Here is a 22,556-nt window from a genome sequence, read left to right on the forward strand (position 1 = left end):
ACAACTACCATCGGCCTCATACCTCCTGCGGGGACGCCCCTCCGGCCTCGTTGGCCCCGGCCCGAGTCAACAACGTCATGACCTCTTACATCTAGGAACCGTGGAGGGCGAGGCCCGCCGTGCGTCACCGCATGGCCGGGACGAACAGCTCCTCACCCGGGGCGGGTGCCCGGCCCTCGAGCCCGTTGAGCTCGTCGATCGTGGCGATCACCTCGTAGACGTCCGCCTCCGGCGCCACCGTGGTGGCGATGGTCCACAGGCTGTCCCCGGGCATGACCGTGACGGACTGGGTGGCCGGTCCCGCGGTGTCCGCGGACACCGCGGCGGGCGACAGCAGCACACCCAGGAAGAAGGCGGCCGCCAGCGTGGCGGCCACGGCCGCGGCGATCACGGGGATCCCCCGCAGCACGAGGCGGCCGCGGCGGGTCAGACGGATGGTGGCCGGACGCGGCCGCGCCGTCGCGGGCGAGCCGGCGAACTGGGCGGTGGTGAGCGTCATGGTGTCCTCCTCCGGGGCGGATGCCCTCCAGGTGATCGAACATGTGTTCGAATCCGTTCGAATGCCTTTCTAGCACAGGTGTTCGAGACATGCCACGACGAGATCGAACATATCTTTGAAGGAGAGGCGGCTCTCCTCTAGGCTCGAGGCCATGCACGGACGCCCCGGAACGCCCCGGGACCGCCAAGACACAGGCAACCAGCGGGGGCGGACACGGTAAGCGTCCGGACGGCAGCCGGACGCCGGAACACGAGTCCGGCCACCATCACCCCGGGAGAACGGACGGCAGCCATGAGCACCACCGACGATCAGCCGGCGGCGCGCGCGCCGCTCACCGACCGCCAGCGGCGGATCGTGCAGACCATCCGGGACGCGATCGCCGACCACGGCTACCCGCCCTCCATGCGCGAGATCGGCGACGCCGCGGGCCTGGCCTCGCTCTCCTCCGTCACGCACCAGCTGGGCCGTCTCGAGCGGCACGGCTACATCCGGCGCGACCCCGGACGCCCGCGTGCCCTCGAGGTGCTGCTCGACGTGGACGGCACCCCGCTGGGCGAGGCCGCCTCCCCCACCGCTGCGCCGTCGTCGCGGGTCTCCGCGATCCCCGCGTGGCACACCGGCGCAGACGAGGCGGACAGCGTGCCGGTCCCCTGGGTCGGCCGCATCGCGGCGGGCGGCCCCGTCCTGGCCGAGCAGCAGGTCGAGGACGTCATGGCGATCCCGCGACGCCTCACGGGCGAGGGCGAGCTGTTCATGCTGCGCGTCACGGGCGACTCGATGGTGGACGCCGCGATCTGCGACGGCGACTGGGTGGTGGTGCGCCGGCAGGACACGGCGGAGAATGGCGACATCGTCGCGGCCCTCCTCGACGACGAGGCCACCGTGAAGACCTTCCGCCGCCGCGACGGGCACACCTGGCTCCTCCCCCAGAACACGGCCTACGAGCCCATCCTCGGCGATCACGCCACCGTGATGGGGCGGGTCGTCACGGTCCTGCGTTCGCTCTGACCCGCTCCCTCCGGCCGGGCCGACGGCCCGAGGCCGAGCGAGGTCAATCGCCCGAGGCGAGCCGTGCCAGCACCCCGCGGACGACGTCGCGGTCCGTGGTGCGCCAGAAGTCCGGCAGGGCGCTCGTGATGTAGCCGCCGTACCGCTCGGTGGCCAGGCGGGGGTCCAGCACGGCCACCACGCCGCGGTCCGTCACGGAGCGCACGAGGCGCCCGGCGCCCTGGGCCATGCGCACGGCCGCATGCGTGGCGGAGATCCGCATGAACCCGTTGCCGCCGTGCCGGGCGACGTCCCGGGTGCGGGCCTGGGAGAGCGGGTCGTCCGGCCGCGGGAACGGGATGCGGTCGATCACCACGAGCCGCAGCGAGTTCCCCGGCACGTCCACGCCCTGCCACAGGCTCATGGTCCCGAACAGGGACGTGTCCGGCTCCTCGGAGAACTGGCGCACGAGGGCGGAGAGGGTCGCGTCCCCCTGGCACAGGATCGTGGTCTTCGGCCCGAGCCGACGGCGCATCTCGGCGGCGGCGTCCTCGGCCGCCCGGCGCGAGGAGAACAGGCCGAGGGCCCCGCCCCGCGACGCCCTCAGGAGCGCCTCGAGCTCATCCAGGGACTCGGGCGAGGCCGTCCGGCCGGGCCGGGGCAGGTGCCGGGCCACGTAGAGCACCCCCTGACGCGGGTAGTCGAAGGGGCTGCCGACGTCGAGGGCCTCGAACTTCGGGGCGTCCGGGCCGGCCAGGCCCACGTCGCCGGCCACCGAGTCGAACCGGCGCTCCCCCGAGCCCACGGTGAGCGTGGCGGAGGTGAGCACCGTCGTCGCCTTGCCGAACAGGCCCTCCCGCAGCTTGCCGGCCACCGAGAGCGGGGCCACGTAGAGCTGGGGCGGGTCGGTCTCGTCCCCCGGCTGCCAGCCCACGCCGGGCTCGAAGTGGCCGGGGCGGGTGGCCCACAGCACCTCGGGGAAGTCGGCCTCGGGCCGGGCCGCGAGCATGCGCTCCACCACCTCGAGGACCTCGAGGATCCGCGAGCGCGCCATCTGCCGTCCGCCGTCGGCGTCGGCCTCCTTGTCCTTGTCCTGGCCGAGGTCGGACAGGCACTGGCGCGCGGCCGTGAGGACGCCGGTGAGGGCCTGCTCCTGGACCTCGTCCGGGCCCGCGGCGATCAGACCGGACGGAGTGTCCGTGAACGCGCGGTCCAGGGCCGCCCCGGCCTCGATCAGGTCCTCCACGGCCACGGTGGTGTGGCGGCGCAGCGAGGTGGCCGCGCCGTGCACGATCGACCCGGACAGCTGCCCGGTGACCGCACCGGTCACCCGGTCCTGCAGCTCGTGGGCCTCGTCCACGACGACGGCCGAGTACGCCGGCAGCACCGCGAGGCCCTCGAAGGCGCTGATGGCGAGCATCGCGTGGTTGGTGACCACGACGTCCGCGTCCGCCGCGTCCGCGCGGGCACGCTCGGAGAAGCACTCCTCGGCCTGGGGGCAGCGGGACGCGCCGAGGCAGTCGACCGCGGTGACGGAGACCTGCCGCCACGCGCGGTCGGTGACGGGGACCTCGAGGTCGTCGCGGTCCCCGGTCTCGGTCTGGTCCGCCCACGCCCGCAGGTACATGACCTCCTTGCCCAACAGGGAGGAGGGCCCGGCGGCGCCGTCCGTGGCGGAGCCGATCACCCCGCCGTCGTCGGCGACCGTGAAGAGGGCCTCCTCGCCCTCATCCCCGGGGTAGCCGCCGTCCACCTTGTGGCGACAGAGGTAGTTGGAGCGGCCCTTGACCAGGGCGACGACGGGCTCGCGAGGCAGCTCGTCCTTGAGCGCCTCGACCAGCCGGGGGGCGTCCCGCTTCATGATCTGGGCCTGCAGGGCGAGCGTGGCCGTGGCGACGACGACGGGGTCCTCCTGCGTCATCGCGTGCTGGATCGCGGGGATCAGGTAGGCCAGGGACTTGCCGGTGCCGGTGCCGGCCTGCACGAGCAGGTGGCGGCGCGACTCGAGGGCGCGCGCCACCTGCAGCACCATCTCCCGCTGGCCCGCGCGGTGCTGGCCGCCGGTGGCCTGCACCGCGGCGTCCAGCAGGCGCAGTGCCTCGCGCTCGTGCTCCGTGCGGGGCTGCGCGCCGCCCGCCCCGACTTCCTCCGCCCCGCCGCTCACAACGCGTCCGCCTCCACGACGAACTCGGCGAAGTCCGGCGCGATGTCCTCACGGACCAGCACGGACAGGCGGGTGCCGCCCTCCTCGTAGCCCTCGGCCAGGATCTCCGCGTCCGCCGAGTGGAGGCGGGAGACCAGCTCACCCCGGGTGAACGGGATCAGCAGTTCGAGCCGCACGTCCGGCCGCGGGATGGTGGCCGCGATGGCGCGCTCGAGCTCGTCGATGCCCTCGCCGGTGCGCGCGGAGACCACCACGGCGTGGGGCTCCTTGGACCGGATCCGGGCGACGACGGCCGGGTCCGCCGCGTCCGCCTTGTTCAGCACGATGATCTCGGGGATCCGGTGCGCGTCCACCTCCGCGAACACGGAGCGCACCGCGGCGATCTGGCCCTCCGGGTCCGGGTGTGAGCCGTCCACGACGTGCAGGATGACGTCCGCGTCCGCGACCTCCTCGAGGGTGGAGCGGAACGCCTCGACCAGCTGCGTGGGCAGGTTCCGCACGAAGCCGACCGTGTCCGAGAGGGTGTAGCCGATGCCGTCCGGCGTCATGGCCCTGCGCACGGTGGGGTCCAGCGTGGCGAACAGGGCGTTCTCCACGAGCACCCCGGCGTGGGTGAGGCGGTTGAGCAGGGACGACTTGCCGGCGTTGGTGTATCCGGCGATCGCCACGGACGGCACCCGGTTGCGACGACGGTTGGCGCGCTTGGCCTCGCGTGCCGGCTTCATCCCGGCGATGTCCCGGCGCAGCTTCGCCATGCGGGTGCGGATGCGGCGGCGGTCCAGCTCGATCTTGGTCTCGCCGGGGCCGCGGGAGCCGATGCCCTCGCCGGCGGCGGCACGGCCGCCGGCCTGCCGGGACATGGACTCGCCCCAGCCGCGCAGGCGCGGCAGCAGGTACTCGAGCTGCGCGAGCTCGACCTGGGCGCGGCCCTCACGCGAGCTCGCGTGCTGGGCGAAGATGTCCAGGATCAGCGCGGTCCGGTCGATCACCTTCACCCGCACCACGTCCTCCAGCGCGCGACGCTGAGACGGGGCGAGCTCGGAGTCCACCACCACGGTGTCCGCACCGGAGAGCGCCACGATCTCGGCGAGCTCCTGCGCCTTGCCCTTGCCGAGGAACGTGGCCGGGTCCGGGGTGGCGCGGCGCTGGATGACGCCGTCGAGCACCTCCGAGCCCGCGGTCTCGGCGAGCGCGGCGAGCTCCCGCAGGGAGTTCTCCGCATCCTCCGCGGAGCCCTCGGTCCAGACGCCCGCCAGCACCACGCGCTCCAGGCGCAGCTGGCGGTACTCGACCTCGGTCATGTCCTCGAGCTCGGTGGACAAACCCTGCACGCGCTTGAGGGAGTGGCGCGCGGCGAGCTCGTCCTGGTCGCCGTCGGCGTCCGTGTGCCCGTCCTCGCCCTCGTCCAGGGCGAGTGCGCGGCCCGCGAGCGCGCCGGAGCGGTCCGGGGCGCCGGCGTCGGGGGCGTCCTCGTGGTCCGCGACCACACTGTCCGCGGAGCCGCGCCCGGTCGCCTCGCGCTCGGAGGCGCGGCGAGCGTCATCGGCGGCCAGGATGCGGTCGATCACGGCCTGGATCTCGTCCTCGGAGCCGTGGGCGCCCTGGGGGCCGGGGGTGTGCTGGTTCTTCTCAGTCATGGTCTCCTCTGGGCCGCCGCGGTCGGGCGACCCGATCGTCTCAGGGTAGAGGGGTCGGCGGACGCGTTAGGCGGCTGTCCGCAGGGGGCGGACGTGGCGGGTGACGCGCACGGCCGGTTAGGCGGAGGTCGGCGCCGCGCTGCGACGATCTCGCGGCGGCTCCGTCGGCATGGGGAAGGTGAGCACGCGGCACCGCAGCCACGAGGTCTCGTCGGCGGGCGTGCAGGGACGGACCACATCGTCCATGGTGGGATCTCCATCAGGTGCCGGGGCGCGCTCGACGGCCTCATCCGAGGCGGGCGCGCGAGGGGGCGGGGGCGGGCAGTGACGCGGGGGCGTCAGCGCAGGAAGATCCACATGGGCGTCGAGTGTACCGGGCGGCGCGTGTGGGCGACAGGGGCCCCGGCGCCCGGTCCGCTGACGACGCGCACGTATCCTGCGGGCATGACCGCGTCCCCCTCCCCCGCCCCGCCGCGGCCCGGCCGGACGGGCCGGGCGACCGTCGTCGTGATCGGCGCGGGCCAGGCGGGGCTGTCCGCCGCCTACCACCTGCGCCGCCGCGGTTTCGTGGGGCTGGGTCCGAACGACGACGGCGCCGCCGGCGTCCCCGACGACGCCCCCGGCACGTTCGTGGTGCTCGACGCGGAGACCGCCCCGGGCGGCGCGTGGCAGCACCGCTGGGACTCGCTCACGATGGCCACCGTCAACCACATCCACGAGCTGCCCGGCGACCCGGTGCCGCCGGCCGACCCGGCCGCGCACGCCAACACCCTGCTGCCGGCCTACTTCGCCGATTACGAGGCACGGTTCGCCCTGCCGATCCGGCGGCCCGTGCGTGTGAGGCGCGTCGAGCGGATCGGCGAGCCGGGACGTGCGCGCGGGTTCTTCGTCCGCACGGACGGGGCGCCGGGCACGTGGCGGGCGGACTTCGTGGTCAACGCGACCGGCACCTGGACGTCCCCACGGTGGCCCTCGGTGCCCGGGATGCGCTCGTTCCGCGGCCGGCAGCTGCACACCCGTGACTACGTGTCCAAGGACGAGTTCGCCGGGCAGCGGGTGGTGATCGTGGGCATGGGCGTCTCGGCGACGCAGCTGCTGGCCGAGATCTCCACGGTCGCGGACACCCTGTGGGTGACCCGCCGCGAGCCGCAGTGGCAGGACTCGGCCGCGCCCGGCGCCCTGGCCGAGTCGGTGCGCGGGGTGGACGAACGGACCCGTGCGGGCCTGCCGCCGGGCTCCGTGGTCGGGGCGACCGGGATGCACCGCTCGTCCTGGGTGCGCGAGGCCGAGACGCGAGGCGTGCTGGTGCGCCACCCCATGTTCACGGCCGTCGAGCCGGACGGGGTGCGGATGCCCGACGGCTCGTTCGAACCGGCGGACGTGATCCTCTGGGCCACCGGCTTCCGGCCGGCGATCCGGCACCTCGCTCCGCTGCGGCTGCGCACGCCCGCCGGCGGCATCCGCGTGGCGGGCGGGCGCGCCCTGGACGAGCCGCGCCTGTTCCTCCTCGGCTACGGGCCCTCCCAGTCCACGGTCGGGGCCAACCGCGCCGGGCGCGACGCCGTGCGCGCGATCCTCGCGGACCTGGCCGGGCCGGCGTCGGGCTGAGGGCCGCGACGACCTGCTGGCTACCATGGTCGCCGTGAGCTCCGCATCCCACTACTTCGACGCCGACCCCTCCGCGCCCGAGCGGCGCCGCACCCTGCGGACCCGCCTGGCCGGCCGCGACGTCGAGGTCCAGACGGCCAACGGGATCTTCTCCCCGGACGGTCTGGACAAGGGCACCGCGGCCCTGTTCTCGGCCGTGCCCGCGCCGCCGGCGAGGGGCCGGTTCCTCGACGTCGGCGCGGGCTGGGGACCGATCGCCCTCACGCTGGCGCTGCGGTCGCCCGAGGCGGAGGTGACCGCCGTGGAGGTCAACGACCGCTCGCTGCAGCTGACCCGCGACAACGCCGCGGCCCTGGGCCTCGGCAATGTCGTGGCACTGCGGCCGGAGGACGTCCCCGAGGGCGCGGAGTTCGACCTCATCTGGTCCAACCCGCCCATCCGGATCGGCAAGCCGGCGCTGCACGCCCTGCTGGAGCGGTGGCTGCCACGCCTGGCCCCCGGCGGCGAGGCCTGGCTGGTGGTGCAGAAGAACCTCGGCGCGGACTCGTTGCTGCCGTGGATCGGCCGGATGCTCGAGGCGCGCGCGCCCGGCCGGTTCACCGCGGAGCGGGCGAACAGCGTCAAGGGCTTCCGGATCCTGCGGGTGGCGCGGGCGCGCTGAGGCGCCGTTTCCCGAACGACAGCGGTCCGTGGCCTGCCGTTTCCCGAACGACAGCGGTCAGGCGGTGAGTTCGCCGTCGAAGACCAGCTCGGCCGGGCCCGAGAGGACCACGTGCTCGGCCCCCTCCGGGCCCGGCACGACATCCACGGCCAGCACGCCGCCGGGCACCTCGACGAGCCACGAGTCGGTGCCCTGGTCGCCCGACCACGCGCGCATCGCCACGGCCACCGCGCACGCGCCCGTCCCGCAGGACTGGGTCTCGCCCACCCCGCGCTCGTGCACGCGCATCCGCACGCGGCCGACGCCCTCGCGCACGAGCGGCTCGTGCGCGGCCACGAACTCGACGTTCGTGCCGAGCGGCGGAGCGGGGTCCACCTCGGGGGCGCGGCCCAGGTCCAGGCCCTGGAGGTCGGCGAAGGAGGCCAGCGGGACCACGGTGTGGGGGTTGCCCAGCGACACGCTCAGCGCCGGACGCGGATCGGTGAGGCCGTGGGCGCGGACCATCGAGTCCGACGCCGCCTCCTCCGCCAGCTCGGGGTCGAGGTAGGACCAGGGGCCCATGTCGATCGCGTAGCCGTGCTCGAGCCGGGTCACGGCCTTCACGCCGGCGCGCGTGCCGATGGTGATCGCCCGGCCGGGGGCCAGGTCCACGAAGCCCTTCTCGACCAGGAAGTGCACGAAGACGCGCACCCCGTTGCCGCACATCTCGGCGATCGAGCCGTCGCCGTTGCGGTAGTCCATGAACCACTCGGCCTCGGGGTGCTCGGCGAGCAGCGCCTCACCCTCCGGCAGGCGTGCCGAGCGCACGGCGCGGATGACGCCGTCGGCGCCGATCCCCCGGTGCCGGTCGGCCAGCCGTGCGACGCGCTGGGCGTCGAGCTGCGTGTTGCCGTCCGGGTCGGCGATCAGCACGAAGTCGTTGCCCGTGCCATGGCCCTTCGTGAACGGCACGCGCGGCGCGCTCGCGTGGAGGGGGTCCTGGGCGGCGGGCGCCGCGGGCTGCTCGGTCATGGGCCCAGTCTAGGTGGCGTCCCCGGCGACGACGGCGAGCGCCTCCGCCACGACGTCCTCGCCCTGCGCGTCGAGCCAGACGACGCGCGGGTCGGCCCGGAACCAGGTCTCCTGGCGTCGTGCGAAGCGTCGCGTGGCCACGACGGTCTGCTCGGCCGCCTCCGCCTCGGTGAGCTCGCCGTCGAGGACGGCGAGCATCTGGGCGTAGCCGATCGCGCGGGACGCGGTCGGTCCCTGCCGCAGCCCGTCCGGCCCGGGGACGTCAAGGCGGCGGACCTCGTCCAGCAGGCCCTCGGCCAGCATGCGCTCCACCCGGGCCGCGATCCGCCGGTGCAGCTCGGCCCGGTCCAGGCGCAGGCCGAGCTGCACCACGGGGGCGACCTCCGGGGCGTACGTGCGCTCCGGCATGAACGCGGAGAACGGGCGGCCCGTCAGCCGGCACACCTCCAGCGCGCGCACGATGCGGCGGGCGTCCTGCAGCCGCTCCGCCGAGACCGGGTCCAGGGCGGCCAGCTCGGCCCTCAGCCCGGCCAGGCCCTCCCGCTGCGCGCGCGCCTCCAGCTCGGCCCGCAGCGCCGGGTCCGTGGGCGGGAACTCGAGCACGTCCAGCGCCGCCCGCACGTACAGCCCGGAGCCGCCCACGAGGATCGGGGTCCGACCCCGCGCGCGGATCTGGTCGAACAGGTCGCGGGCCGCGGACTGGAAGGCCGCCACCGAGGCCTCCTGGCCGACGTCGAGCACGTCCAGCAGATGGTGCGGGACGCCCTCGCGTTCAGCCGGGGTGACCTTCGCCGTGCCCACGTCCATCCCCCGGTAGAACTGCAGGGCGTCCCCGTTGACCACCTCGCCGTCCAGCGCGTGCGCCAGGGCGACGGCGAGGGCGGACTTGCCCGTCGCCGTCGCCCCGACGACGGCGACGACGGGCGGCCGGGCCGCGGCGGCGGGCATCAGGACCGCGGGCGCAGGGTCGGCATGCCGAGGCTCGTGGCACCGGAGCCGCCCGCCGTGCCGGGGGCCGGCGCGCCGCACGATTCGGCCTGGGCGCGGTCCCACGCATCGCCGGCGCGGGAGCGGCGCAGGACGTAGTCCTGTGCGGTCGGGTCGGCGACGGCGAAGAACGGGTGGGCCTCGGTGACCGTCACGGTGACGAAGTCGCCGGGGCGGGGGGTCTCGGCGCCGGCGGGCACGGAGAAGTGCACGAGCCGGTTGTCGGGTGCGCGCCCGGACAGGCGGCCGCGCTCCGCGGCCTTGGAGCCGGAGTCGGCGGTGACGAGCAGCTCCTGGCGGGTGCCGACGAGCGTGGCCATCTCCTCGGCCGAGATCCGGTCCTGCAGGGCCACGAGGCGCTCGAAGCGCTCCTGGACGACGGCCTTGGGCACCTGGTGGTCCATCTCCCCGGCGGGGGTCCCGGGGCGGATGGAGTACTGGAAGGTGAACGCGGAGGAGAAGCGGGAGGCCTCGACCACGCGCATCGTCTCGGCGAAGTCCTCCTCGGTCTCCCCGGGGAAGCCGACGATGATGTCCGTGGTGATGGCGGCGTGCGGGATGCGCTCGCGCACCTTCTCCAGGATCCGCAGGAACTTCGCGGACCGGTAGGAGCGGCGCATGTCCTTGAGCACCTTGTCCGAGCCCGACTGCAGGGGCATGTGCAGCTGCGGCATGACGTTGGGGGTCTCGGCCATCGCGTCGATGACGTCGTCCGTGAACGCGGCCGGGTGGGGGCTGGTGAAGCGGACGCGTTCGAGGCCCTCGATCTCCCCGCACGCGCGCAGCAGCTTGGCGAACGCGCCGCGGTCGCCGAACTCGACGCCGTAGGTGTTCACGTTCTGGCCCAGCAGCGTGACCTCGACGGCGCCGGCGTCGACGAGCGCCTGCACCTCGGCGAGGATCTCCCCGGGGCGGCGGTCCTTCTCCTTGCCGCGCAGCGACGGGACGATGCAGAACGTGCACGTGTTGTTGCAGCCCACGGAGATGGACACCCAGCCGGAGTGGGTGGAGTCGCGCTTGGTGGGCAGGGTGGAGGGGAACACCTCGAGCGACTCGAGGATCTCGATCTCGGCCTCGGCGTTGTGGCGCGAGCGCTCCAGCAGCACGGGCAGGGAGCCGATGTTGTGGGTTCCGAAGACGACGTCCACCCACGGGGCCCTGCGCTGGATGGCGGCCTGGTCCTTCTGGGCGAGGCACCCGCCGACGGCGATCTGCATGCCCGGGTGCGCGTCCTTCACCGCACGCAGGTTGCCGAGGTTGCCGTACAGGCGGTTGTCCGCGTTCTCGCGGACCGCGCACGTGTTGAAGACCACGAGGTCGGCCTGGGCGTCCTCGGCGACCGGGGCGTAGCCGGTGGACTCGAGCAGGCCGGAGATGCGCTCGGAGTCGTGCACGTTCATCTGGCAGCCGAAGGTGCGGACCTCATAGGTCAGGCCCTCGTGCGGGCGCGCGGCGGCGCCGTCCTGCGCGAGCGGGGTGGTGCGGGGGGTGGGGTCCGTCAGAGTCACCGCACCATTCTAGGAACTCCGGGCGCGGCCCGGGTCCGCTCACTCCTCGTGCTCGGCGAGGACCTCCTTCACGACGGCGAACGCGAGGCCGCCGCCGTAGCCCTTGCGTCCCAGCATGCCGACGAGGCGGCGGGTCACCTTGTCCCGCTCGGCCCGGGCCTCCGGCGAGGCGCCGCCGGGGACGGTGCGGCCCCGCAGCCGTCGGCGCACGAGGTCGAGGGCGGCGGCCCGCTCGTCCTCGCCGTCGATGGCCTCGAGCGCCTCGGCGGCGATCTCCCGGTCCACACCCTTCTGCTGGAGCTCGTGCCCGAGGGCACGGCGCGCCAGGCCCTTGCTTCGGTGACGGCTGCGGACCCAGACCTCGGCGAAGGCGGCGTCATCCACGAGGCGCACCTCCTCGAAGCGGTCGAGGACGCGCTCGATCAGCTCGGGCTCGGCCTGGCGCTCGGCGAGCTTGCGTTCGAGCTGGCCGCGGGAGCGGGGGCCCAGGGCGAGCTGGCGCAGGACGACCTCGCGTGCGGCCTCCTCGCGCTCACGCGGTGCGGTGGGCAGGGGCGCCGGGCCGGGGCGACGTCGGGGGCGGTCGGTCTCGACGGCGGGGCGGGGATCCACGGCCGGGCGGCCCTCGTCGCGCGGGCGGCCACGCCGCGAGGGCGTGGTGGTGGCCCGCTTCCGGCCCCGGCGCTCGGTGTCCTCCCGGGTGTCCTCGCGCCCGGACCAGGGCAGCGTCCGGGGCCCGGCGCCGGGCGCGGGGCTGGGCAGGTCGCTCGCGCGAGTCAGCAGGGCCCCGAGATCCGGTGCCACGCCGGGGGCGGGATCCGGGACGTCCCCCGCGGGGGTCCCGGCATCGTGCGCGGGCACGGCGTTCCGCGCGGCCTCCGTGGCGTCCGCGTCGGACGACGTCGGCTCCGGTGCGCCGGCCAGATCGAGCCACATCCGGCCCACGTCCGAGTCCCGGGCGTCGTCGAACGCGGACGCACCGGGAGCGGAGCCGCTCCGGCCGGTCGTCTCCGACCGGTGGGCGGCCCCGCCTCCGACGTTCCGGCGCGATCGGGTCATCCGGCCGCGGTGTCCCCCGGAACCGCGGTCAGGGCCGGGGCCTCGTCGTCCTCGGCCTCCGGGGCCACGCCGATGCCGAGCTTCGTGAGGATGCGCTCCTCGATCTCGTTGGCGAGGTCCGGGTTGTCCTTGAGGAAGCGACGGGCGTTCTCCTTGCCCTGCCCGAGCTGGTCCCCGTCATAGGTGAACCACGCGCCGGACTTCTTGACGATGCCCTCCTCGACACCCATGTCGATCAGGCCGCCCTCGCGGGAGATGCCGACCCCGTAGAGGATGTCGAACTCGGCCTGCTTGAAGGGCGGGGCCATCTTGTTCTTGACGATCTTCACGCGGGTGCGGTTGCCGACGGGGTTGCCGGCCTCCTTGAGGGTCTCGATGCGGCGGACGTCGATGCGCACGGACGCATAGAACTTGAGCGCCTTGCCGCCCGTGGTGGTCTCCGGGGAGCCGAAGAACACGCCGATCTTCTCGCGCAGCTGGTTGATGAAGATGGCCGTGGTCTTGGTCTGGTGCAGGCGGCCGGTCACCTTGCGCAGCGCCTGGGACATGAGGCGGGCCTGCAGGCCGACGTGGGAGTCGCCCATCTCGCCCTCGATCTCGGCGCGCGGGGTCAGCGCGGCCACGGAGTCGATGACGACGATGTCCAGGGTGCCCGAGGAGACGAGCATGTCCATGATCTCCAGGGCCTGCTCGCCGGTGTCCGGCTGGCTGACCAGCAGGGCGTCCGTGTCCACCCCGAGCTGGCGGGCGTAGACCGGGTCCAGGGCGTGCTCCGCATCGATGAAGGCCGCGATGCCGCCGTTGCGCTGCGCGTTGGCCACCGCGTGCAGGGCCAGGGTGGTCTTGCCCGAGGACTCCGGGCCGTAGATCTCCACCACGCGGCCGCGCGGCAGGCCGCCGATGCCCAGGGCCACGTCCATGGCCACCGAGCCCGTGGGGATGACCTCGACGGGTGCCTGGGTCTGGTCCCCCAGCCGCATGACGGAACCCTTGCCGAACTGCTTGTCGATCTGGGCGAGAGCGGCCTCGAGGGCCTTCTCGCGATCCGTCACCTTGCTCATCCTTCACCCCTAGCTCTGGTGGTGCTGCCGCGGACGCTGGAGCGCCCGCCTCGGTCATGTCCGTGAATCTACGGGGGGCGGCGGACACGATAAGCGTGGCCCGCCCCGCCTGTGCACGAGATCACCCCGTCGCACTGCTGTGCAGGACTCTACCGCATTCTTCGAACACGTGTTCGAACAGGGGCCGTGCCCCCGCCAGCGCGTCGCGCCGTCAGCGTTTCGGCGGCACGTCCCGACCGAGACGCCGCTCCTGCGGGATCTCATGCAGGTCGCAGACCGCCAGCCACACCCGCCGCGGGTCCACACCGGCGGCGAGCGCCGCCGTCGCGGTGGTGTCCAGGCCGGGCAGGTGCAGGGAGTCGGCCACGAGGCCGGCCCGGGCGGGGCCGAACTCCTCGTCCATCAGCCGGCGGAACTCGCTCTCGCGCACGGGCGGTCCTCTCTGTTGTCGGTCGCGGGGTCAGGGACGGGGACGCAGACGGCGGGGGCGCCCCGAGACGGGGCGCCCGCGCCGTGGGGATGGCGGGGTCAGCGGCCGGCCAGCGAGCCCAGGCTCGGGTCCGTGAGGTCGTCCGGCAGGGTGTCCGGGACGACCATGCCCTCCTGCTCCACGAGCCGGTCCGAGACCTCCCGCAGCAGGTAGGACAGCGGGATGTCCAGCGCCTGGCAGATCGAGGCCAGCAGCTCGGAGGAGGCCTCCTTCTGGCCGCGCTCCACCTCCGACAGGTAGCCGAGCGAGACACGGGCGTCGTGCGAGACCTCGCGCAGGGTGCGGCCCTGGAGCTGCCGGACGTCGCGCAGGACGTCGCCGATCTCGTGGCGGAGGAGGGGCATGCTGCGCTCCTTGATGTCGGGGGCGGCCGCGCGGGGACGGGGCTGGTCATCGACCCAGCGCGTGATTCCGTGGGAATGGACGGGATGTCGCATCATGTCTATCGCCTGCTCCTGGACTTTTCCTGAAGGGTGCCGGGCCGCGGGCCTGATCCCGCGAGGCACTCTTCTTGACTCGTTACATTCAACGTCGGGCGGGGTCGCGTTCATTCCCGGGGCACAGCCTCCCCCGCCGTCGGGCCCTCGGCGGCCCCGTCGCCCTCGTGCCGCTCCGAGCGCCGATGCCGTTCCCGCAGCGAGTAGGTGGCGTTCCGGATGCGGTCGGAGTCGTCCAGGCTCGAGCCGACGGCTCCGGCCATCGTGCCCATCGACGCCGCGAGCCACACGAGCCGGACGTAGTCGCCCACGCCGCTGGGCTGCTCGAGCTCCTCCCCCAGATACTCCACGGGGATGATCATGAGCGCGACCAGCAGCAGCGTCACGAAGAGCAGCACGTAGACGACGGTGCAGGCCAGGCCCACGGTGAGCACGGTGGAGAGGTTGTCCAGCCGCGAGCTGTGCCGGTGGGCCGCACCGTGCGTCCACAGACCGTTCGTGGTGACCAGCCACGCCACCAGCAGCACCACGGACAGCACGCTGACCGCCGCGAGCCGCCCCGGGGACATCACGCTGGAGAGCACCCAGATGGAGCCGAAGAACACGCCGTAGGCACCGGCCGCGCTGGCCGAGGCGATCGTGAACGTCATGTCCCGCGGCATGAGCAGCGGCCGGTTGGCCATCACCATCCCGGCCAGCAGACGCAGCGTGCCCGTCCAGCCCTTCACGTACACCGTGGACGTGCGCCGGGACCCGCCGCCCATCCCGGTGGTCGTGGTCACGTCCGCGTCGACGTCGCCCAGCGGGGCGATGCCCCGCAGGGCGTCCGTGTCGGGCTCGGGGGGCTCGTCCGCCGGGGGCCGGCCGCCGTCCTCCTCCACCTCGCCGGACTCATCCCAGGACTGCACATCCAGCTCCCCGTCCGGCGGGTCCACGTGCGGGGCGGTGTCGATGTGCTCGACGATCCGCAGCACCGTCTCCCGCAGCCGGCGGGCCGGAGTGATGACCCCCAGCGCCGGGACGCACACGACGCCGACCCGCAGCTGCGGCACGACGTCCGCCACCACGCCGCGCCGGTCGTCGAACCGGGGCAGGTCGACGACGGCGACCACCGTGTCCCATCCCTGACCGTCCGCGAGGGAGCGGACCGGCTCCTCCAGGACCATGCCCCCGGTCGCACCGACCGGCAGCGACTCCTGACGTGTCTCGACCCGCCAGCCGCCGGGCTGCGGCAGGCGTTCGTCGAGCCGGTCCTCGACGTCCCCGGCGATGCGGCGCACGAGCGCCCACGGGGTGCCCGGGTCGGCCACGAGGCCGATGACGCGGGGGCCCGGGGCGTCGTCGCCGTCCTGCGGTGCACGCTCGGGCGGGGTGGGAGGCGATGCGGTCTCCATCGCGCCGAACCTACGCGGCGGGGCGGGCCGGCACCAGGGACGGGGCGCCGAGGCGGGTCGGTCGAAGCCCCCGTGCCGCCTCAGGGGCCGCGGCCGTCGAGCAGGCGCGTCAGGGCCTGCAACCCCGCGGCGACGGTGGCCTCCCGGATCGCGGCCCGGTCGCCGTCGAGCCGGAGGAGGATCGCGGTGGCCGCGCCGTCGCGCTCGCCGCCGAGCACGTCCAGCGCGCTCGCGTCCGCGTCGGACACGGCCAGGCCGAGCCACACGGTGCCCACCGGCTGGCCCTGGTGGGGCTCGGGCCCGGCGACGCCCGTGGTGGCCACGCCGACGTCGGCGCCCAGGGCCGCGCGGGCGCCGAGGGCCATCCGCCGGGCCACGTCCGCGTCCACCGCCCCGACCCGCGCGAGCAGGTCCTCGGGCACGCCCAGCAGGCCGGTCTTCACGGCGTTCTGGTAGGCCACCACGCCGCCGTGCAGCACCGCCGACGCCCCGGGGACGTCGGCCAGGCGCGCGGCCAGCAGGCCGGCGGTGAGGGACTCCCCCGTCGCCACCGTGAGGCCCGCCTCCGCGAGCGCGTGCACCACATCCCGGGCCGCCGCCATGGTCATCGCCTCAGGCCCCCCGCTGGGCGGCGAGGGCGTCCCGCCGCAGGACCCACGCGTCCTTCACGTACTCCAGGCCGGTCAGCACCGTCAGCACGGTGGCGGCCCCGATGACCACCCAGCCGGCCCACGGCCACCAGCCGCCCACGAGCGGGGCCAGGGGCAGGAGCAGCAGGCCGATGCCCACGGTCTGCAACACGGTCTTGAGCTTGCCGCCACGGCCGGCCGGCATCACGCCGTAACGGATCACCACGAAGCGCATCAGGGTGATGCCCCATTCGCGCACCAGGATCACGATGGTCACCCACCACCACAGCTCCCCCAGCAGGGAGAACAGCACGAGGGCCGTGCCCGTGAGCAGCTTGTCCGCGATGGGGTCCGCGATCTTGCCGAAGTCGGTGATCAGCCCGCGGGCGCGGGCGATGTCCCCGTCGAGCTTGTCGGTGTACATGGCCGCCGCGAACAGCGCCAGCGCGAGCCAGCGGGCGACGAGCGAGTCGCCGCCCCACGGCCCGCCGGCCCACAGCGCCCAGGCGAAGAAGGGCACCATCAGGATGCGCACCGAGGTCAGGATGTTCGGCAGGTTCCAGGCGGACACGCGCTGCGCCCCGCCCGCCGTGCTCATCTGCCCGTCAGCTGCCACGCGTCCTCCGATCCCTCGTCGTCGTCCTCATCGTTCCAGTCCACGGCGGCCGGGCGCGAGTCCAGGTCCTCCTGCACCAGGTCGCGCGGACCGGCCGACGCCGAGGCGTCGCCGTCGCCGGATGCGGCCGAGGGCGGGGTGTCTCCGGAGATGGTGGCGAGCACGTCCGCGAGGTCGTCGGGCTTGACCAGCACGTCGCGGGCCTTGGAGCCCTCGGAGGGGCCCACGACGCCACGGGACTCCATGAGGTCCATGAGGCGGCCGGCCTTCGCGAAGCCCACCCGCAGCTTGCGCTGCAGCATGGACGTGGAGCCGAACTGCGTGGTGACCACGAGTTCGACGGCCTGCAGGAGCAGGTCCAGATCGTCGCCGATGTCCTCGTCGATGACCTTCTCGGTCTTCTCGGGGATCACGTCCTCGCGGTACTGGACCTGCATCTGCGACTTCACGTGCTCCACGACGGCGTGGATCTCGGACTCGTTGACCCACGCCCCCTGCACGCGCATGGGCTTGGACTTGCCCATCGGCAGGAACAGGGCGTCGCCCTGGCCGAGCAGCTTCTCCGCGCCGGGCTGGTCCAGGACAACGCGCGAGTCCGTGACCGACGACGTCGCGAACGCCATGCGGGAGGGCACGTTGGCCTTGATCAGGCCCGTGACCACGTCCACGGACGGCCGCTGCGTGGCGAGCACGAGGTGGATGCCGGCCGCACGGGCCAGCTGGGTGATGCGCACGATCGCGTCCTCGACGTCGCGCGGGGCGACCATCATCAGGTCCGCGAGCTCGTCCACGATGACCAGCAGGTACGGGTACGGGCGCAGCACGCGTTTGGAGTCCGGCGGCAGCTTCACCTGGCCGGCCCGGACGGCCTTGTTGAAGTCGTCCACGTGCTTGTAGCCGAACGCCGCGAGGTCGTCGTAGCGGGTGTCCATCTCCTTGACGACCCACTGCAGCGCCTCGGCCGCCTTCTTCGGGCTCGTGATGATCGGGGTGACCAGGTGGGGCACGCCCTCGTACGCGGTGAGCTCGACGCGCTTGGGGTCCACCATCACCATGCGCACCTCGTCCGGGGTGGAGCGCATGAGGATCGAGGTGATCATCGAGTTCACGAACGAGGACTTGCCGGCGCCGGTGGCACCCGCCACGAGCAGGTGGGGCATCTTCGCGAGGTTGGCCACCACGTAGCCGCCCTCCACGTCCTTGCCGACGCCCATCACCATCGGGTGGTCGGTGCGCTGGGCGGCCTGCGAGCGCAGGACGTCGCCGAGGGCCACGACCTCCTTGTCCGTGTTGGGGATCTCGATGCCGATCGCGCGCTTGCCCGGGATGGGGCTGAGGATCCGCACGTCCGAGGAGGCCACCGCGTACGCGATGTTCTTCTCCAGCGCCGTCACCTTCTCCACCTTGGTGCCGGGGGCGACCTCGACCTCGTACCGCGTCACCGTCGGCCCGCGGGAGAACCCGGTGACCTGGGCGTCCACCTTGAACTCGGTGAACGTGGTGGTCAGCGCGGCGACGACCCGGTCGTTGGCCTCGGAGCGCTCCTTCGGCTGGGGGCCGGCCGGGAGCAGGGCCGACTGCGGCAGCGTGTAGGACACGTCCCCGCCCAGCTCGGACTGGGTGCCGCGGGCCGGCTCGGCGGTCACCGGCGGCACCGGTGCGGGGGTGCGGGCGGGCACGGCGGAGGACGACGACGGCGCGGCGGCCCCGGAGCCCTGGCCCGGGGCGTCGTCCAGGGCGAACGGGGTGTCCTCCCCCGCGTCCCCCTCCTGGGGCGCGGCGGCCTCGCGCTGGGCGCGGGCGTGTTCGCGGACCTGTTCGAGGGCGCGGTCCGCGGCCGTGGGCCGGCGCACTCCGGCGGGCGGCTGCGGCTCGGCGTCCGCGTCCTCGGGCGCGTCGTCCTCGTCCACCCACGGGTCGAAGTCGTCCGAGGCGTCCCGGCCCGCGTCACGCGCGTCCGCGGCGGCCCGCTCGGCGTCGAACACGCCCTGCTCCCCGCGAGCGGCCCGCCGGGGGGCGGGCCGGGGCAGGACCTGGGTGGTCTCCGCCTCGGGGGCGGCGTGGGAGCCGGCCTCGGCCTCGTGGATCACCGGGGAGTCGTAGGCGGTGCTGGCGGTGTGCTCCGGGGCGGCGTCCGCGGCCTGCTCCTCGCGTGCCCGGCGCCCGCCGAACAGGCGCGCGAACAGGCCGGGGCGGGAGGCCCCGGCGGCGTGGGCGCCGGCGGCCGGGCCGTCCCGGTAGGACTGGTCGTGGTCCGGGTGGGTGCGCCCGGTCTCCGCGTCCACGGAGAGCGGGGTCGCGAGGTCCTCGGCCTCGCGGCGCACCTCACGCGCCCGGCGCCGCTCGGCGCGGCGGGCGGCCCGCTGCTCGGAGGCGCCCTCGGGGTCCTGGCCCGTGAGCCAGTCGTAGCCGCCCGCGATCCGCTGCGGGATCGCGCCGACGGGCGTCGCGGTGAGCACGAGCACCGAGAAGAAGGCCAGCAGGATCATGAGGACCCAGACGGGCACGGGCGTCAGAAGGGAGGCCAGCGGCGCCGTCGCCAGGTAGCCGACCATGCCCCCGGCGCCGAGCATGTCCTCGAAGGCCTCGGCGGCCGAGGGCACGCCGCCCACGAGGTGGGCGATGCCGGAGCCCGCGACGGTGGCCATGAGCAGGCCGATGATGATGCGCCCGTTGGCGCGATGGTCCGTGGCGTGGCGGAAGCAGCGCACGGCCACGACGAGCAGGGCGATCGGCACCAGGAGGGCGAACCACCCGACGGTGCCGCCCACCACCCCGTGCACCACGCGGCCGACGGCGGTGCCGCGCAGGCCCCACCACTCCACGGCCGCGATCAGCGCGGCGAGCAGCAGCAGGAGCAGGCCGGTGCCGTCACGGCGTTCCTCGCGGTCGATGCGCACGTCCGGGCCGAGCTTGCGGAAGCCCGCACCGACCGGTGTGGCCAACCCCATCCACAGGGTGTGCAGGGCGCGCAGGGGCGCGGCGGGCCGGTCGGCCTCGGGGACGGTCGCGGTCGACCCCTTCCGTCCGGAGCCTCGGCGTCCGGCGGAGCCGGAGCGGGACGTGGCGGAGGAGGACGACGAACGCGTGGGGGAAGTACGGGTCGCCATGCCCACCAAACTACCGCGAACCGCGGACACGGCAGGCATGGCGACCCGGAGCGGTCAGGCCTCCAGGACCACCGGGATGATCATCGGGCGGCGGCGCAGCTTGCGGTTGACCCACGTGCCGACGGTCCGGCGGACCACCTGCTGGAGCTGGTGGGCGGTGTGGTCCTTGCTGGACTGCACGGCCTCCTCGAGCGCCCGGACGATCTTCGGCTTGATCTCCTCGAACACCTTCTCGTCCTCGGCGACGCCGCGGGCGTGGACGTCCGGGCCGGACACGATCGTGCCGGTCTGCCGGTTGACCACCGTGATGATCGAGATGAAGCCCTCCTCGCCCAGGACACGGCGGTCCTTGAGGTCCGAGTCGGAGATCTCGCCCACGGAGGAGCCGTCCACGTACACGTAGCCGCACTCCACCTCGCCGACGACCTTCACGAGGCCGTCGGTCATGTCCACCACGGTGCCGTTGCCGGCCAGGATGACGTTCTCGGCCGGCACGCCGGTCTTCTCCGCGATCCGGCCGTTGGCGATCAGGTGGCGGGTCTCGCCGTGCACCGGCATCACGAACTCGGGCTCGACGATGTTGTAGCAGTACAGCAGCTCGCCCTCGGAGGCGTGGCCGGAGACGTGCACCTTGGCCATGCCCTTGTGCACCACGGTCGCGCCGAGCTTCATGAGCCCGTTGATCACGCGGAACACGGAGTTCTCGTTGCCCGGGATCAGGGAGGAGGCCAGCACGACGAGGTCGCCCTCCTCCAGCTGCACCTGGTGGTCCCCGTTGGCCATGCGGGACAGGGCCGCCATCGGCTCGCCCTGGGAGCCGGTGACCATGAGCACGATCTCGTCGTCGCGGTACTTGTCCACCTTGCGGATGTCCACGAGGATCCCGTTCGGCACGTTGAGGTAGCCGAGCTTCGCCGCGATGGTCATGTTGCGGATCATGGAGCGCCCGCCGAAGGCGACCTTGCGACCGTGCTTGTGGGCGGCGTCGAGGACCTGCTGGACGCGGTGCACGTGGGAGGAGAACGAGGCCACCACGATGCGGCGCTTCGCCGTGGCGAAGTAGCGCTCGAGGGTGGGGCCGATCTCCGCCTCCGTGGTGGTGAACCCCGGGACCTCGGCGTTCGTGGAGTCGGTCATGAACAGGTCCACGCCCTCCTCGCCGAGTCGGGCGAAGGCACGCAGGTCCGTGATGCGGCCGTCGAGCGGCAGCTGGTCCATCTTGAAGTCGCCGGTGTGCAGGATGGTGCCGGCGTCCGTGTGGATGGCGACGGCGAGCGCGTCCGGGATCGAGTGGTTCACGGCCACGAACTCGCACTCGAACGGGCCGAACTCGACGATGTCGTCTTCCTTGACCACGCGGGTGCGCGGCTTGATCCGGTGCTCCTCGAGCTTGGCCTCGATCAGGGCGAGGGTCAGCTTGGAGCCGATCACGGGGATGTCGTCGCGCAGGCGCAGCAGGTACGGCACGGCACCGATGTGGTCCTCGTGGCCGTGGGTCAGGACGATGCCGACGACGTCGTCCACGCGGTCCCGGATGTAGTCGAAGTCCGGCAGGATCAGGTCGACGCCGGGCTGGTGCTCCTCGGGGAAGAGGACGCCGCAGTCGACGATGAGGATCTTGCCGTCGATCTCGAAGGTGACCATGTTGCGGCCGACCTCCTCGAGGCCGCCCAGCTGGACGATGCGGCAGGTGCCCCGCTTGAGCTTGGGCGGGGTGGACAGGCGGGTGCCTGCGGTCATGGAACGGGTCCCTTCTAGAAGGTGATGCCGGCCTCCGCGAGGTCGGCTCGGATGACGGAGAGCTCGTCCGGCGTGGCCTGGACGAGGGGCAGCCGCACGGCTGCGGACGGGATGACGCCCTGGGCGGCGAGGACGGCCTTCGCGGCCACCGCGCCCTGGACGTGGGTCATGATGCCGCGCTGGACGGGGTCCAGCGCGAAGTGGTGATCACGGGCACCGGCCAGGTCGCCGGCGTGGACGGCGTCCACGAGCTGGCGGTACAGCTCGGGGGCCGCGTGCGCGGCCACCGAGACGACCCCGACGGCGCCGAGCGCCATGAGCGGCAGGGTCGCGCCGTCGTCGCCGGAGTAGAGGTCGAGGTCTGTGTGCGCCAGGACGGTGGTGGTGGACTGCAGGCCCCCCTTCGCGTCCTTGAGCGCACGGATGTTGGGGTGCTGCGCGAGCGCGATGATCGTCTCGGGCTCGATCGGCATCACGGAGCGGCCCGGGATGTCGTAGAGCATGATCGGCAGGTCCACGCCGTCGGCCACGGCCTCGAAGTGCGCGCGGATGCCGGCCTGGTTGGGCTTGTTGTAGTACGGGGTGACGAGCAGCAGCCCGTCCACGCCCGTCTCGGCCGCGCGGCGGGACAGCTCGAGGGTGTGCGCCGTGTCGTTGGTGCCGGTGCCGGCCACGACCCTGGCGCGGTCCCCCACGGCCTCGACGACGGTGCGGAACATCGCCACGTTCTCGTCGTCCGTGAGCGTGGAGGTCTCGCCGGTGGTGCCGGTGACCACGAGGCCGTCGGCCCCGCGGTCCACCAGGTGCTCGGCCAGCGCGGCGGCCGCCTCGAGGTCCACGGCGCCCTCGTCCGTCATGGGGGTGACCATGGCGGGCACGACCGTGCCGAAGAGCAGCTCGGAGGGGATGACGGCGGAACGGACGGCACTCATGGGCCCCACCCTACCTGCGAGACTGG

General features: G+C 73.7%; 19 protein-coding genes. 3 read left to right on the forward strand and 16 right to left on the reverse strand.

The window, feature by feature from the left end; all coding sequences use genetic code 11:
• Positions 1-124 precede the first annotated feature (124 nt).
• Positions 125-499 carry a LysM peptidoglycan-binding domain-containing protein gene (locus AUV08_RS04970; RefSeq protein ID WP_004167706.1) on the reverse strand — a complete coding sequence of 125 codons (375 nt, stop codon included), beginning with the start codon at positions 497-499 and terminating at the stop codon, positions 125-127.
• A 291-nt stretch (positions 500-790) separates the two neighbouring features.
• Here AUV08_RS04970 and lexA point away from each other — a divergent pair, with 291 nt between their 5' ends.
• Positions 791-1,507 carry a transcriptional repressor LexA gene (gene lexA, locus AUV08_RS04975; protein ID WP_020628152.1) on the forward strand — a complete coding sequence of 239 codons (717 nt, stop codon included), beginning with the start codon at positions 791-793 and terminating at the stop codon, positions 1,505-1,507.
• A 43-nt stretch (positions 1,508-1,550) separates the two neighbouring features.
• On the opposite strand, the gene AUV08_RS04980 is transcribed toward lexA, so the two are convergent.
• Positions 1,551-3,650, reverse strand: a complete 2,100-nt coding sequence (locus AUV08_RS04980) for an ATP-dependent DNA helicase (RefSeq protein WP_036383346.1) — start codon at positions 3,648-3,650, stop codon at positions 1,551-1,553.
• Entirely contained in the window at positions 3,647-5,287 is a 1,641-nt protein-coding gene (gene hflX, locus AUV08_RS04985) for a GTPase HflX (RefSeq protein WP_061873119.1), read from the reverse strand. Before hflX ends, AUV08_RS04980 begins: the two co-directional genes overlap by 4 nt.
• A 444-nt stretch (positions 5,288-5,731) precedes the next feature.
• On the opposite strand from hflX, the gene AUV08_RS04990 reads away from it, so the two are divergent.
• Together AUV08_RS04990 and AUV08_RS04995 are read left to right on the forward strand one after the other, a co-directional pair.
• Positions 5,732-6,895, forward strand: a complete 1,164-nt coding sequence (locus AUV08_RS04990; RefSeq protein WP_061866720.1) for an NAD(P)-binding domain-containing protein — start codon at positions 5,732-5,734, stop codon at positions 6,893-6,895.
• Positions 6,896-6,920: 25 nt separating this feature from the next.
• Positions 6,921-7,556 carry a class I SAM-dependent methyltransferase gene (locus AUV08_RS04995; RefSeq protein WP_061866721.1) on the forward strand — a complete coding sequence of 212 codons (636 nt, stop codon included), beginning with the start codon at positions 6,921-6,923 and terminating at the stop codon, positions 7,554-7,556.
• Between the two features lie 57 nt (positions 7,557-7,613).
• Here the strand turns inward: AUV08_RS04995 and dapF are convergent, their stop codons facing one another.
• From dapF to dapA, 13 genes are all read right to left on the reverse strand, one after another.
• Positions 7,614-8,567, reverse strand: coding sequence for a diaminopimelate epimerase (dapF, locus tag AUV08_RS05000; protein ID WP_061873120.1), 954 nt, complete (start codon positions 8,565-8,567; stop codon positions 7,614-7,616).
• A 9-nt stretch (positions 8,568-8,576) separates the two neighbouring features.
• Entirely contained in the window at positions 8,577-9,515 is a 939-nt protein-coding gene (miaA, locus tag AUV08_RS05005; RefSeq protein WP_061866741.1) for a tRNA (adenosine(37)-N6)-dimethylallyltransferase MiaA, read from the reverse strand.
• Positions 9,515-11,062 (reverse strand): tRNA (N6-isopentenyl adenosine(37)-C2)-methylthiotransferase MiaB, encoded by a 1,548-nt coding sequence (gene miaB, locus AUV08_RS05010; protein WP_020628159.1) that lies wholly within the window; start codon positions 11,060-11,062, stop codon positions 9,515-9,517. The genes miaA and miaB overlap by 1 nt, the downstream gene beginning before the upstream one ends.
• Positions 11,063-11,101: 39 nt before the next feature.
• Positions 11,102-11,998 carry a regulatory protein RecX gene (locus AUV08_RS05015; protein WP_231862033.1) on the reverse strand — a complete coding sequence of 299 codons (897 nt, stop codon included), beginning with the start codon at positions 11,996-11,998 and terminating at the stop codon, positions 11,102-11,104.
• Positions 11,999-12,117: 119 nt separating this feature from the next.
• Positions 12,118-13,182 (reverse strand): recombinase RecA, encoded by a 1,065-nt coding sequence (gene recA, locus AUV08_RS05020; protein ID WP_041104259.1) that lies wholly within the window; start codon positions 13,180-13,182, stop codon positions 12,118-12,120.
• Between the two features lie 211 nt (positions 13,183-13,393).
• Positions 13,394-13,612 carry a DUF3046 domain-containing protein gene (locus AUV08_RS05025; protein ID WP_002856506.1) on the reverse strand — a complete coding sequence of 73 codons (219 nt, stop codon included), beginning with the start codon at positions 13,610-13,612 and terminating at the stop codon, positions 13,394-13,396.
• A 98-nt stretch (positions 13,613-13,710) separates the two neighbouring features.
• Positions 13,711-14,112, reverse strand: a complete 402-nt coding sequence (locus tag AUV08_RS05030) for a helix-turn-helix domain-containing protein (protein WP_036315027.1) — start codon at positions 14,110-14,112, stop codon at positions 13,711-13,713.
• Positions 14,113-14,219: 107 nt separating this feature from the next.
• Positions 14,220-15,503, reverse strand: coding sequence for a hypothetical protein (locus AUV08_RS05035; protein ID WP_157554043.1), 1,284 nt, complete (start codon positions 15,501-15,503; stop codon positions 14,220-14,222).
• Between the two features lie 80 nt (positions 15,504-15,583).
• On the reverse strand, positions 15,584-16,105 hold the full coding sequence (locus AUV08_RS05040) for a CinA family protein (protein ID WP_061866722.1): 522 nt from the start codon (positions 16,103-16,105) through the stop codon (positions 15,584-15,586).
• Between the two features lie 10 nt (positions 16,106-16,115).
• On the reverse strand, positions 16,116-16,730 hold the full coding sequence (locus AUV08_RS05045; protein ID WP_036315021.1) for a CDP-alcohol phosphatidyltransferase family protein: 615 nt from the start codon (positions 16,728-16,730) through the stop codon (positions 16,116-16,118).
• The gene (locus tag AUV08_RS05050; protein ID WP_061873121.1) at positions 16,727-19,858 is read right to left on the reverse strand and encodes a DNA translocase FtsK; all 3,132 of its coding nucleotides are present in this window, start codon (positions 19,856-19,858) and stop codon (positions 16,727-16,729) included. Before AUV08_RS05050 ends, AUV08_RS05045 begins: the two co-directional genes overlap by 4 nt.
• 54 nt (positions 19,859-19,912) lie before the next feature.
• Entirely contained in the window at positions 19,913-21,598 is a 1,686-nt protein-coding gene (locus AUV08_RS05055; protein WP_002856517.1) for a ribonuclease J, read from the reverse strand.
• A gap of 14 nt (positions 21,599-21,612) precedes the next feature.
• The gene (gene dapA / locus AUV08_RS05060) at positions 21,613-22,530 is read right to left on the reverse strand and encodes a 4-hydroxy-tetrahydrodipicolinate synthase (RefSeq protein WP_061866724.1); all 918 of its coding nucleotides are present in this window, start codon (positions 22,528-22,530) and stop codon (positions 21,613-21,615) included.
• Between the last annotated feature and the right edge of the window lie 26 nt (positions 22,531-22,556).

It is taken from the genome of Micrococcus sp. CH7, assembly GCF_001595485.1.
Lineage (GTDB): Bacteria > Actinomycetota > Actinomycetes > Actinomycetales > Micrococcaceae > Micrococcus > Micrococcus luteus.